The organism is Legionella sheltonii (assembly GCF_026191355.1).
Classification (GTDB): Bacteria; Pseudomonadota; Gammaproteobacteria; order Legionellales; family Legionellaceae; genus Legionella; species Legionella sheltonii.
On record NZ_JAPHOQ010000008.1, the window covers coordinates 149019 to 162198 of the forward strand.

The following is a 13180-nucleotide window of genomic DNA, read 5'->3' on the forward strand; positions in this document are numbered from 1 at the left end:
TTATGAACAAATTAAATGGGTTAACCATAGGGTTGATGCTAATTAGTGCGACTACCGGCGCTGTTGCAGATGAATATTCTTTGGTGAAGTTAACTGATTTGGCAGGTGCATCCGGTTTTGAGAAGTCTGTTCGTGATGTAGTAAAGCAACAATGGCAGCAATCCATGAGTAATCTTACTGTGGATGGTATGGGCAATTTAATTGGTCAATATAAAGAGGATCAGAAAGGGCCTAACGTCTTATTGATGGCGCATATGGATGAAGTAGGATACATGGTTGAATCCATTACTCCAGATGGTTTTTTAAAGATCATCCCCTTGGGCGGTATCCCTGCTTCAGTCATCTTTGCACAACGTTGGATGGTATCGACTCCTAATGGTCCTATTTTGGCCTATTCTGGAATGGACTCCACCCATCTTCTCGAAGAAGCGAAAAAAAATAATCTGCCTGCAGCTAATGCAGTGTTTCTTGATATTGGCGCAGAAAGTAAAGAACAAGCCGAAACAAAATTTAATGTACGGCCAGGATTGCAAGTTACTCCTGCCAGTCAATTTAGTCCGTTAAGTGAAAATCGCTTTTTAGCAAAGGCCCTTGATGATCGACTCGGATTGGCCCTCATTGGCGATGTTCTTGATTCCATAAAAAATAAGGACCGCCAAAATCAACTGTATGCTGCTGCAACAGTACAAGAGGAGGTTGGTTTACGTGGCGCGAGCACAGTGTATCAAAGCACGCATCCCGATATTACCATTAATGTTGAGGTCGGTATTGCCGATGATTACCCTGCTCTGGTTGCAAAACGTAAAGGTCGTATCGCATTGGGTAAAGGGCCTACTTTATTTGTATACGATCGGTCCATGATTCCTCATCAAGAACTGCTTAATTGGATTTTAGATTTAGCCAAAAATAATAACATTCAGGTACAGTTGGAATCAGAAGTAGGTTATGGACAAGATGGATCAAAAGTACAAGGTTCTGGTTCAGGCGTTCCCAGTATTAATATCGGTGTACCTATTCGTTATGCGCATCAACAAGCTGGGGTGTTTGATAAGCGTGATTATGACCAAGCTGTTAAATTAGTAGGGCTTATCGTAACCCACCTTAACCAAAATATTGTTGATAAAATTAAAGAGGGCTAAAGCTAAGAAATTCGGATAGCAACTGCCTTGCATTTTATTTCAAGTCAGTTGCTGTTTTAAACATTAAAGATTAAGCACGATGCTCCTTGCACTGCTGCAAAAAATATTTTGCAGGTGAGTCATTGGGATTACTTGTCACGATTTGTTCAAAAAGCTTTGCCGCTTGATCAAATTGCTTCGCCGCATAATGATCCAAAGCTGTAGCAAAAATAGAGGCAGAATCATTTTTCAATTGCACCTCGGTGGGTGCGTTATGATTAAACACCTCAAAAACTTTGATCGGCAGGCTTTTGCCTTTCACTTTCGAGAAGCCTAAGAAACGTAAATTATATTTTTCTTTTTGTTTTAACTGCTCATAAGTTTCTTCACCAATGATGAGTTCGATATTAAAACTTCGCGTTAAGGTCTCAAGCCGAGAGGCAATATTGACCGCATCACTAATTACACTGCAATCCATACGCTCCTCAAAACCAACGGTACCTACAATCAAGTTGCCTGTATTTATTCCAATTCCCACGTGGATGAGGGGAAGATTATCGCGCGCTCGTGTGGTATTAAACGTATGCAAGGCTTCCAACATATCTAATGCGGCAGCAACAGCTTCATCCGCATTATTGAATAATGCCATAATGGCATCACCAATATATTTATCAATAAGACCAGAATTTTTAAGAATGGCTGGATCTAAATAACTCATTAGCGTATTAAAAAGGTTGAAAATTTCAACAGAAGATAATCGCTCTGCCATAGAGCTAAATGATTTTATATCTAAAAAAAGAACGGTCATGTCTTTTTCAACGCAGTCGCCAAGTTTTATGTCGGCAATATTTTTACGATTCAGCACCTTCAGAAAATCTTGGGGCACAAAGCGTGCTACGGCAATTGCATTTTGCTGGATCTCGACTAGCTTATCGATAAGCTCATTATTGAGTACTCGGACTTTTTGTTCGGCAACTTGCAGTTCTTGAAAGTACGAATTAGTGCGCACCATATAGCGCACCCGATAGCCTAAGAGCGTGGGATTAATGGGCTTGGTGGTAAAATCTGTGGCACCGGCCTGGAACGCTTTATTAATCGATTCATAATCCTCCAAGCCGGTAACCATCATAATCGGAAGATAACGCCAATCGGGTAATTTGCGAATCTCAGCACATACTTCAAACCCATTCAAGCCAGGCATTTCTACATCCAGCAAAATCGCATCGGGTTTCGAAGTTTTTAGTAATGATAATGCTGCTTCACCATTCTCAGCCTGAATGACAGTAAATCCCGTTTGGTTTAGTGCATTACAGGTAATTAAACGCATGGTGGCGCTGTCATCCACAACCAAAATCACCGGACTTTCTTTTTCCATAAGGTGCTACTCATTTTCAGTGGTACAAATTTTTGTTAAATAACTTGCAATATGCTCTAACCCAATGAGCTGATCTACAGCATTCAATGACTGAGCAACAGCTCCCATTCCAAAAACTATAGAACTTTCTTGGTCTTGAACCAAGGTATGCCCATGCGCCTGTTTTAATTCCAATAAACCCTCTGCGCCGTCATTACTCATTCCCGTTAATAGGATTCCAATAGCCTTTTTCCCCGAAACCTTCGCAATTGATTGCAGTAATCGTGTAATTGAAGGACAAAAACCAGAAACCGGGGCGCCATCAACTAACCTACAGATCAGTTGTTCATGAACACGTTCAACCTCCATATGTTTGGGTTCAGCAGCTATGTACACCGTTCCTTTTTGTAGGGGTTCATTATCTTCAGCATTTTTCACTTTAAGACTTATATTTTCTCCAAGCCATTGTGCAAATCCTTGGATAAAACCGGTACCCATATGTTGAACAACCATTATAGGTAAAGGGAAATTAGGGGCTAATTGCCCGAGAATGGTTTTCAATGCCATAGGTCCGCCAATCGATGCGCCCATTGCTATAATTTCGTAATGGGTTGCTTTAGCATGTGCTATCTGATGTCTTTTGCTTTCCTCAAGATGTTTTTTCAATGGTATTTTTATAACCCGAATATCAGAAAAACTGCGTAAAATATCAACAATATGTTTTCTACTTTCTTCGAAAGAGGAAGAAAATACATTCACTGGTTTTGCTAAAGCAGTCAATGCACCTGCTTCAAGAATATGGAAGGTGGCATGAATTGATTCATCATTAACCAGAGAGCTTATCACGACAATTGGTGTTGGATTTTTGGCCATAATGATGCGTGTTGCCTGAAGGCCATCCATGATGGGCATCTGAATGTCCATCGTAATGAGATCAGGTTTTAATTTTGCAACGAGATCGATTGCTTCTTGGCCATTTTTTGCAATACCAATGACTTGCATATCTTTTTCAGATTCTATGATGTGTTGAATTAATGCAGCTTCTGTTGGCGAGTCATCAACAATTAAAATTTTTATCATAGGCCGTAATTCACTATAGCAACATTCGTTTAATTATCTCTGCAGAGTTTAATACGAAATTAATTTGATTGCTGCCTGTTAAGGTAGCTCCGATTATACAAGGTATATTGGTTAATGGTTCCTGTAATGGTTTAAGTACAATTTCTCTTTCACCAACAATTTCATCGACAAGCAAGGCGATTCGGTCTCCATTATTTTTGATTGTCACAACAGAGATATGTTCTTTAAAATTTTGTTTTTTTTCATTAAGATGCAGTGCTTTAGACAAAGAGCATAACAAAACGGGCTGTTCTTTGACAAGAACAGAAGGGATTCCTTCGACGTTGATAATCTCATTTTTCCTTAACAACATCACACTTTCTACCGAGCTGGTAAGAAGGACAAAAATTTGATTGCAACAGGAGATAATCAATCCACGCTCAGTAGCCAATGTGAGCGGAACTTTGAGATAAAATATTGTCCCTTTATTGGGTTGACTTTCAACACTCGCCTGGCCTTTTAAACGGAGCAAATTAGAGCGCACCGCATCCAGCCCTATACCTCGACCTGAAATATCTGTTGCAATTTCACGGGTAGAGAAACCGGGTCGAAAAATGAGTTCATAAATATCTTCTTTTTTCATATTTCCAAGCTCGGCTTGGGTAATTAAATTCTTTTGCAGGGCAATACGCATCACATCATTGGTATTAATGCCGGCTCCATCATCAATAATTTTAAAAACTATCTGATTATCTTCCTGATTGACCTTGATGTGGATATTTCCTTGCGGTGGCTTGCCTGCTGCTTTACGGACCTCAGCATTTTCTATCCCATGATCAATTGCGTTGCGCAAAAGATGCATAATTGGATCTTTTAAACCATCCAGTATAATTTTATCAATTTTTACATCATTACTGCTTATTTCAAGATTGACTTGTTTGTTGAGTTCTTGAGCTAAGTCACGGACTATACGTGGTAGGTAACGTAATTGTGTGGATACTGGAATAAGACGTAAGGTGCGGATTTCATCTTGCAGGGCATTTAACAACAGGGATAGTTCGTTAATCGATACTGACAACTCTCTTTGCATTAAGTGCATCGAATTATTGATGTCGGATAATTCAACGAAATTTGTGGCGAATAGGTAATCTATTGGTCCACTTATACCATCAGTATTTGTTTTAAAATAAGCTCTATTTTTTTTCCATGAAAGGAGTAGATCATCGATTTTGAAATTCATTTTACTTAATTTGGAATAATACTCTTCAATAGCGATTTTTATGGTTTGAATTTCTTCCGTATAAACTGAAACACTATCTAAATTTTGCAAAGAGACGCGTATTGATTCAAATTCACTTGTTTTAGCCTGTATCGTTGGAGTATGTTGGTCTTTTTCAGGCTCTTCTATATCTTTTGCATACAATTCTCGAGCAGAAGATATGTCTTCAGTAGGTAATTCCATGTAGTGTTGCAGTTGCAGTAAGTGTTTTTTTAAATCGAAGGAAAGCGGTCTTTGCTCGCTGTAGCATTGCATTGCTTCATTCATGTAATCGATCGATTGCAGGCAAAGATTAATGAGTTCAGGGGAAACTTTAATACTTTTCTTCTGAATTGCTGTAAATAATGTTTCTAGAGGATGGGCAATCTCACCGACATCTTGAGCTCCTATACCCCGTGCAGAACCCTTAATGTTATGGGCAACTCGAAACATTTCATTCAGCACGTCCTGGAATTCTTCTTCTGATTTTGTTCCCTTCTCAAGCTGTAGCAAACCATCAGTAATGGTGATTAAATTTTCCTGAAGTTCTGTTTTAAATGTTTCAACAATTTTTTTGATGAATTCATTATCCAATGGTTTAGAAAGGGTTATGGCTTCGGTGACCGGGTTCTCTTCAGGTAATGGAGGTTGTTCTTCTGTGCTTGGCGATTCTTCTTTTTCTTCATAAATCAGAATGTATTGTAACTGATGTAACAATTCGTCAAGCGCAGTTGAACGCGGTTTTTTTTCTATAAAATCATGAAGGAGCTCACGCATCCCATTTATGGTGCGAAACGTTAAATTAATGACTTCTGGTGATACCTTTTGCGACGGGGCAAACAGCTTTTCTACGTATCCCGCCATGGTCCCTAAGTCATTAATCCCCAGAGAAAGTGCGGAAACCTTAATATTACGCCCTGCTCGCGAAACGTCTTCCATAAGATGACTTACATCATCCATTGATCCACCACGTTCCATTTTTTCTAAATTATCCGTGATGACGGTCAATAATGATTCAAGCTCTGTGCCAAACGTTTCAAACAACTCTTTGGATAGGTGATCGTCTGGAGTCATTGGTGCCTCCTAAACTTTATAAATATTCACATCGTCTTTAAGATGTTTGGCAATATTATCCAAATTATGAATAAACGCCATCATCTCTTTTATTCCGCTTGAGAAAGTTGAAGTAGTGCGATTTATTTCATTCATACTCTCAACAATTTGCTCAATTCCAACTGCTTCTTGACGGATAGCCACCTCAATGTGTTGGCTAGAAACGGATGCTTCATTAAGCATTTTACTTAGAGTTTTAATCACTTGGCCTGCTTTCTCAATCAGTTTTGTTCCTGAATCAAGAGACTTCGTTCCTTCCTCGGTTACAGTGACTGCTTTTTCAGTGGTCCGTCGAATATCCTCAAGAATTTTTTGGACTTGTACTGTTGACTGTTCTGACTGTTCGGCAAGATTTCTTACTTCTGTGGCTACCGCTGCAAAACCTTTTCCAGCTTCACCGGCTTTTGATGCCTCAATCGATGCATTTAATGCCAGCATTTTTGATTGTTGTGCTAGGGTGTTGACGACCGAGGTAATATCGCCAATTTGTTGGGTGTGGTTACTTAAATCAAGAATGGTTTGTGCTATAAGCTTCATTTTTTCTTCTGAGGCTTTAATGCCATGAATGCTTTGTTCGACGGATTCAGTTCCGAGTTTCCCTTGTTCATAGGTGTTCTTCGCTACTTCCCGCAGGGTTTGTGCTTTCAACATGGTTTGTTTTGAGCTCTTATCAATTTCTTCTAATGAAGCACTGATTTCATTGATAGCCGACGCTTGAGAGGTAATTCCTTCTGCTTGTTCATTTGCAGAAGTGAGCACGGTTCCCACCATAGTGACAATGTCGTTACTGACTTTAGTAATTTTTGCTGTAATTGATGCCAAACCATCCGTCATCAAATTTAAATCTTTACCGAGATCCTGCAGTATATCTTCTTTATCGATTTCAAGACGTTCTCTGAGATCGCCCGCTGCAACTTTACTGCTATGTAGCCTAAATTTTTTCGATGAATTAACAAGTTTCTCAAATAATTCCCGTGACTCCTCCTCTTTGGTGCGGAGGATTTCCTCATTTTTCCTAATTGCTTCTTGCATGGTTTTGAGGGATAAAAGCAATTTGCCTAATTTATCTGCTGAATGAATTTGGATAACTACATCACGTTCGCCCGCAGCAATTCGTTCTGCTATATTAATTGCCTTGTCTACAGGATTGGCAATGGCTCGCTGTGTTATGTAAGGAACTAAAATCGTGAGGATAATAGTAAGGCTAAATAGCCAATAAGCGCTCATCTTTAAAGAGTTTAAGCTGTCATTGATTTTATGGGTATTTTTTTCTATTTCCTGCCCTAAAAGCACATATAACCCCCCATTTCTTTTACCTGATTCTGGAGAATAGGAGCCCAATATAATGTCAATCATTGCATTTTCAACAGTTCTTGTCATATATCTGCTATTTTCTACATTATTTTGATTATTGGGATCTCTAGGGGCATTGATTATGGATGATTGAATATCATAAAGAGGGATATATAACTCTTGTAATTTATCCCATGCATCGCGTAAGTTTTTGTTACCCAGGGAGTGCATTGCTTGATCCCATTGACTGCGAATCTTATTGATTTCATCCCACAGTAGTGCAAAATGTTCCCTGGCCTCCTGGTTGCCGGTCATTGCCCAACGTTCAACAAGATCTTGGGCTTGGAATATTTGACTATCAAGAATTTGGGGTAAGTTTTCACTACGAATTTTTTGACTTAGATAGACCACCGTATCTACTTTGGGTATCAAAAACATCATTAATATCAATAAGGGCAAACTCAGGGTCATAAAACCAATAAGTAATCGAGCACGTACAGTAATAATAAAACCTCGTTTATTACTATTAGTTTCCATGAGACTCTCCTGTCTTGTATAAACGCATTTTAATTTCTTGGTTTAAGCTGGATATCATCTTTTCCACATTCAGGATTGCAGTGGCCGCCTGGTGTAATCCCAGGATATATTCTGGATTAGCAATGTTGACGGCGGATAATGGGGCCGCTAATTGGTCTTGTTGATAAGTCTCACTGCCTTCAACATGATAAGTCAGCAAGCCAAGAGTGATATCATTTGCTCGGATAATGATAATAAATTTATTGTCCTGCTTCGGATTGTGTTCCGAATGTTGAGGATGAAAAAATTTGTTGAGATCAACCACTGTAATCAGCGTACCACGCCAATTAATCACCCCGGAGATAAAATGAGGTACAAAAGGAGGTTGCTCTATAGGGGTATTATGTAAAATTTCTTGAACATATTGATATGAAACGCCATAACTTTCTTTTTGGCCAAGCTTGAAATGAACAAAAGAAATACCTTGATTTTTGCTGGTATCAATTTCCTGTTTTGCAAGTTGCAAGGCCCTTGATTTCAGGATTTTTATTGCTAATTCAGTTTTGGGCATCAAAGCGGAAGCGTGCGGCTGTTCTTTATTCATCATTCAATATCCTTCTTTGATTCACTGCTGCTATCCAGCGAGAAATAGATTGCACCATCATGATGAAAAACAAGATTTGTCCCATTGGTGACAATAGGATCTGATGCACCTAATATAAGATAAGCGTTTTTATGCATACATGCACTCAGCTTTTTCATAATTTTTCCAGCAAGTTCATTATCAAAATAAATAAGCACATTGCGGCATAAGATCAAATCCACCTCAAATATTCCATTGATTATCGAGGGGTAGCTGTTATCGCATAAGTTAAGGTATTTAAATTGTACTAAATCGCGAATCTCGGGTGAAAGAATGTAAGTCCGGTCATTTTTCACGAAATAGCGTTGTAAGTATTTTTCTGGAATAGAACGCATGGACCATTGCCCGAAAGTAGCTGCAGATGCTTTTTCAAGTGAGGTGGTATTGATATCGGTACCTAATAAATAGAGGTCCCATATGTCAATATTGGGTATGAGCTCGGCCAACAAGATGGCCAGGGTATAGATTTCTTCACCCGAAGAACAACCAGCACTCCAAATTTTTAAAGAGAAGTCTTGGGACTTTTGATTAATTAAATCAGGTAACAGTTTATTCTCAAGTAACTGCATTTGATTTTTATCACGAAAAAAATAACTTTCTCCTATGGTAATTGCCGCAACTAAATCAGCTAATAAAGAGGAATTGCTGGCACAGTTATTTAATTGTTCTAAGTATTCTTGAGGTTGATAATTGAATTTATTGCATGCGACAGCAATGGTTTTTGTTAACTCTTGTGCTTGATTCACATGGATTACCAATCCATAGCGCTTATGGATTAACTCGATAAATGCAGATTCAAGTTTTTTTATGTCATTTAATGTATTGTTACCCATGTTATATTACTCATGATTGGTATCTGACAGGTTGATTTCTTGCGTTAACTTTAGAGCTAAAACCCAATTGATGTCGAGCAATAGTGAAACCCCGGTTTCTAAAGTGACAGCGCCCAAGAAAGGTGAGTTATTATTTGTTAATTCTTCATGTACTTCGATTTGCTGGTTGTCGATATCACTCAACCCAAGCACTTCATCAACAATCAGACCAACTTGATGCATTCCATCGGAACAAAGTAGGACGGGTATATTTAAAGGGTATATTTCATTGCGAATCAAGCCAGTACAAATTGCCAGGTCAATAACCGGAATGCATTTATTTTTTAGATTCATTAGCCCTACAAAATAGATAGGGCTAGACGGTACAATTTCAAGCATAGGCAAGGGTAGAACTTGTTCTATGTAGTTTAAGTCCATACAGACTTTTATGTTCTGCAAAAGAAAGTGGAGAACTGTAAGGTTCTTCTGGGGCACTTTATATTGTTCCTTAAAAAGATCTCGGAAATTTTACTGAAGGGAGCGAATTGCTCGGTCGATGCACCGCCTCTGCTTGCACTTTATCCCCCGCAGCGAGTTTCCTAAGAGTTCTAATAGCTGTAATTTAAAACCATCATTGAGCACACAAATCCGGGGTCGCAGATGGAGCCGAAATGGTTCATTCTATTTTATAGTTATAGACCTTATAAGATTGATGTACAAGAGCTATTCTAGGTGCTTTATAAATGGTTATTGGCTTTCTGAACTGTTTGAGTAAGGAGTGTAACCAAAAGTTCTGTAGTGAAAACCTTTCTAACCTTAAAAAAAGAATCCCTCCCCCACAAATGGGAGAAGGGCCTCTGGCAGAGCAATAGATCTACTTCTCTTTGGATTCCTGATGTGCAAAATAATTTAAATCCAACTCTCGAGCTGCTTTTACATCATCCAAGCGTTTGACAGGCAGCGTATGAGGTGCCTCTTTGACTAAATTAGGATTTGTGGCCGCTTCTTCTCTAATGGTTTTCATTATCTGTACAAAGTGATCCAATTCCTCTTTACTTTCTGTTTCTGTTGGCTCAATCAGCAGACATTCTGGGATGAGCAGTGGAAAATAGGTGGTTGGTGCATGGACCCCATAATCCAATAATCGTTTGGCAAAATCCATTGCAGTAACACCATACATTTTCTTTTCTGGACTTAAAGTAAGAATAAATTCATGAGAAGCTCGCCGGCTTGGATAGGCTGCAGTAAAACCTGCTTTAGTGAGTTCTTTAAGCAGATAATTCGCGTTCAACGTTGCATATTCTGAAACTCGGAGTAACCCATCTTTGCCAAGAACACGCATATAAAAATAAGCGCGCAGCAAAATACCGGCATTTCCCATAAAACAGGATAAGCGGCCAATACTTTGTGGATAATCTTGATGGGTTGCCCATTGATATTCGGAATTCGTTTTTTTCACTACCGGTAATGGCATGAAAGGGAGTAAGCGTTTGCCTACAGCCACAGGACCAGCACCGGGGCCACCCCCGCCGTGAGGTGTAGCAAATGTTTTATGTAAGTTTAAGTGCATGACATCAAAACCCATGTCCCCCGGTCTAACTTTTCCTAAAATAGCATTGAGGTTGGCTCCATCGTAATACAATAACCCTCCCGCTTGGTGAACAAGGGCTGCTATTTCTTTAATTTGACGCATAAACAAGCCCAAAGTCGAAGGATTGGTTAGCATAATGCCTGCTGTTCTTGGCCCTAGTTTGCTTTTTAATTCTTCAAGATCGATATCGCCATCTGCAGCAGTCGATATTTCAACAATTTTAAAGCCACACATGACGGCAGAGGCGGGGTTTGTACCATGGGCTGCATCAGGAATTAGCATTTCATCACGAGCGGTGTCACCTCGAGATTGATGATAGGCTTTAATCATCGCAACCCCAGCAAACTCACCTTGGGATCCGGCCATGGGAGTCAAAGAAACACCTGCCATGCCTGTAATTTCAGCAATATGCTCTTGCAAGCGATACAATACTTCCAGGAAACCCTGGCTGTTTTCTTCCGTTGCCAAAGGATGACGATTAAGAAAATTAGCCATGGATGCTGCTTTGTGGACTCCTCGCGGATTGTACTTCATGGTACATGAACCCAGAGGATAAAAATTGCTGTCGATTGAGAAATTTTTATGGGATAAACGGGTAAAATGCCTTACCACTTGTAATTCGGAGCAAGCGGGCATTTTGGGGGGCGTTCTTCGCTCCAATTCAGCGGGAATGGCGTATTTGCTGGTTGAAATTTTGGGCGCTTGGGCAGCTGCTTGACGGTCTTTTTTAGATAATTCAAAAATCAACATAATTTGCCTTCCATTTTTTGAATAAATTCTTTAAGTTCAGCGCGATGGTTGACCGGAGTAAATTCAATAAATTGATACTCAGCGATCTCCGCCAGATAATAGGGATCCTTTTTGAATATGGATTCGAGATAAGCTCGATCATTTGAAGCTGCGATGATGATTCCACCAGTGCGTGGCTTCATAGGACCCGAGACCAGCAATAAACCTTGTTTATAATAGTAATCAAGGAATTCTCTATGTGCTTGCAGGTATTTATCTACTTCACTAAGAGGAACTAAATAGGTCAACTGAATTACAAACATGAGTCACCTCGTTGAGACATGATGGATTTCAACGTTTTTGCATAAAACGCGATGTCCTCTGGCGTTCGCATTTCCGTAGCACAAATTAAAAGGGTATTCGCTAATTGAGGGTAATGAACTCCTAAGTTATAACCTCCAGTGATACCCGCATTCGCTAATTCTTTTAATACCTGTTCTACAGGTTGATTGAGTTTAAGCAAGGCTTCATGAAAATAAGGTGCAGTAAACACCTGTTCTACACCATCAATTTCGGTTAAGGCGTCCACTAATTCATGAGTATTATGGTGGCATTGGCTTGCAACTTGGCGTAATCCTTCTGCGCCCAAAAGACTCATATGAATGGTGGCTGCCGTAACCAATAAGCCCTGATTGGTACAAATGTTTGAGGTTGCTTTGGCACGACGTATATGTTGCTCGCGTGCTTGTAAGGTTAGGGTAAACCCTCTTTTTCCATCTTTATCCAAAGTACATCCGATAATTCGCCCAGGCATTTGGCGTACATGAGCCATACGTGTGCTTAAAAATCCAAAATAAGGGCCTCCTGATGCCATTGGTGCCCCTAAAGGTTGACCCTCGCCACAGGCAATGTCTACGCCATGTTTGCCCCAGGCACCTGGTGGTTTTACTAAGGCAAGTGATACAGGATTGACGCAAGCAACACTGATTGTTTTGTTTTGATGAGCCCAATCACTCAGCTCATCTACTTTTTCCAGGCAACCAAAAAAATTAGGTTGAGCAATAACCAATGCCGTAATATCTTCTCCTGCATATTGTTCCAAAGCCGCAAGAGAGGTAATGCCCTGTTTTTCATCAAAAGGCAATGTAATCACTTCAATGTGCTGATTCCGCAGAATGGTTTCAATGGTTTCACGATAGAGTGGATGAGTTGTGCCGGTGATTAATACGCGGTTTGTTTTGCTGTGTTTATTGACACGTACTGCCATTAAAATGGCCTCAGCAAGCGCGGTAGCACCATCATACATCGATGCATTGGATACCTCCATGCCTGTTAGTTCACAGATCATGGTTTGGTATTCGTATAACAATTGCAGCGTGCCTTGACTGGCTTCGGCTTGGTAAGGTGTGTATGCGGTTAAGAATTCACCACGCGAAGCAATATCCCACACTGCTGCAGGTATGTGATGCTCATAGCATCCTGCACCTATAAAGCAGATTCCGTTACGGTTTTTATTCGCCAGTTCTTGAGCTTCTTTTAACATATCCATTTCATTGATGCCAGCAGGTATATTTTGAAATCCTGCATATTGCAAAGACAATGGAATTTCATCAAACAAAGTTTGGGTATCTTGCGCGCCAATGGCGTCAAGCATCGCTTTGCTGTCTTCGGACGTGTGTGGGATATAAGGCATG

Annotated in this window: 11 protein-coding genes; 1 reads left to right on the forward strand and 10 read right to left on the reverse strand. The window is 39.9% G+C overall.

Translation table 11 applies throughout. The annotated features are described in order from the left end of the window. The first annotated feature begins 35 nt into the window (after nt 1-35). The gene (locus tag OQJ26_RS10480) at nt 36-1139 is read left to right on the forward strand and encodes a M42 family metallopeptidase (RefSeq protein WP_265703853.1); all 1104 of its coding nucleotides are present in this window, start codon (nt 36-38) and stop codon (nt 1137-1139) included. Nucleotides 1140-1209: 70 nt separating this feature from the next. Here the strand turns inward: OQJ26_RS10480 and OQJ26_RS10485 are convergent, their stop codons facing one another. From OQJ26_RS10485 to gcvPA, 10 genes are all read right to left on the reverse strand, one after another. Then, nucleotides 1210-2493: a response regulator gene (locus OQJ26_RS10485; RefSeq protein WP_265703782.1), complete on the reverse strand. Its 1284-nt coding sequence runs from the start codon at nt 2491-2493 to the stop codon at nt 1210-1212. A gap of 6 nt (nt 2494-2499) precedes the next feature. Continuing rightward, entirely contained in the window at nt 2500-3552 is a 1053-nt protein-coding gene (gene cheB, locus OQJ26_RS10490) for a chemotaxis-specific protein-glutamate methyltransferase CheB (RefSeq protein WP_265703783.1), read from the reverse strand. A gap of 13 nt (nt 3553-3565) precedes the next feature. Further along, a complete protein-coding gene (locus OQJ26_RS10495) occupies nt 3566-5863 on the reverse strand; it encodes a chemotaxis protein CheA (RefSeq protein ID WP_265703784.1) in 2298 nt (765 codons plus the stop codon). 9 nt (nt 5864-5872) lie between these two features. Beyond that, nucleotides 5873-7732 carry a methyl-accepting chemotaxis protein gene (locus OQJ26_RS10500; RefSeq protein WP_265703785.1) on the reverse strand — a complete coding sequence of 620 codons (1860 nt, stop codon included), beginning with the start codon at nt 7730-7732 and terminating at the stop codon, nt 5873-5875. Next, a complete protein-coding gene (locus OQJ26_RS10505; protein WP_265703786.1) occupies nt 7722-8318 on the reverse strand; it encodes a chemotaxis protein CheW in 597 nt (198 codons plus the stop codon). The genes OQJ26_RS10500 and OQJ26_RS10505 overlap by 11 nt, the downstream gene beginning before the upstream one ends. Further along, a complete protein-coding gene (locus OQJ26_RS10510; RefSeq protein ID WP_265703787.1) occupies nt 8315-9187 on the reverse strand; it encodes a CheR family methyltransferase in 873 nt (290 codons plus the stop codon). Before OQJ26_RS10510 ends, OQJ26_RS10505 begins: the two co-directional genes overlap by 4 nt. A gap of 6 nt (nt 9188-9193) precedes the next feature. Next, the gene (locus tag OQJ26_RS10515) at nt 9194-9661 is read right to left on the reverse strand and encodes a chemotaxis protein CheW (protein ID WP_265703788.1); all 468 of its coding nucleotides are present in this window, start codon (nt 9659-9661) and stop codon (nt 9194-9196) included. A 379-nt stretch (nt 9662-10040) separates the two neighbouring features. Continuing rightward, complete coding sequence (gene gcvPB / locus OQJ26_RS10520) at nt 10041-11507, reverse strand: aminomethyl-transferring glycine dehydrogenase subunit GcvPB (RefSeq protein ID WP_265703789.1); 1467 nt, start codon at nt 11505-11507, stop codon at nt 10041-10043. After that, entirely contained in the window at nt 11501-11809 is a 309-nt protein-coding gene (locus OQJ26_RS10525) for a YciI family protein (protein WP_028381567.1), read from the reverse strand. Before OQJ26_RS10525 ends, gcvPB begins: the two co-directional genes overlap by 7 nt. Beyond that, nucleotides 11800-13179 (reverse strand): aminomethyl-transferring glycine dehydrogenase subunit GcvPA, encoded by a 1380-nt coding sequence (gene gcvPA, locus OQJ26_RS10530; protein WP_265703790.1) that lies wholly within the window; start codon nt 13177-13179, stop codon nt 11800-11802. The genes OQJ26_RS10525 and gcvPA overlap by 10 nt, the downstream gene beginning before the upstream one ends. Nucleotide 13180 lies beyond the last annotated feature (1 nt).

Coding starts and splice junctions, on each gene's coding strand:
- OQJ26_RS10480 (WP_265703853.1), top strand. CDS start 36: ATGCTAATTAGTGCGACTACCGGCGCTGTTGCAGATGAATATTCTTTG.
- OQJ26_RS10485 (WP_265703782.1), bottom strand. CDS start 2,493: ATGGAAAAAGAAAGTCCGGTGATTTTGGTTGTGGATGACAGCGCCACC.
- cheB (WP_265703783.1), bottom strand. CDS start 3,552: ATGATAAAAATTTTAATTGTTGATGACTCGCCAACAGAAGCTGCATTA.
- OQJ26_RS10495 (WP_265703784.1), bottom strand. CDS start 5,863: ATGACTCCAGACGATCACCTATCCAAAGAGTTGTTTGAAACGTTTGGC.
- OQJ26_RS10500 (WP_265703785.1), bottom strand. CDS start 7,732: ATGGAAACTAATAGTAATAAACGAGGTTTTATTATTACTGTACGTGCT.
- OQJ26_RS10505 (WP_265703786.1), bottom strand. CDS start 8,318: ATGATGAATAAAGAACAGCCGCACGCTTCCGCTTTGATGCCCAAAACT.
- OQJ26_RS10510 (WP_265703787.1), bottom strand. CDS start 9,187: ATGGGTAACAATACATTAAATGACATAAAAAAACTTGAATCTGCATTT.
- gcvPB (WP_265703789.1), bottom strand. CDS start 11,507: ATGTTGATTTTTGAATTATCTAAAAAAGACCGTCAAGCAGCTGCCCAA.
- OQJ26_RS10525 (WP_028381567.1), bottom strand. CDS start 11,809: ATGTTTGTAATTCAGTTGACCTATTTAGTTCCTCTTAGTGAAGTAGAT.
- gcvPA (WP_265703790.1), bottom strand. CDS start 13,179: ATGCCTTATATCCCACACACGTCCGAAGACAGCAAAGCGATGCTTGAC.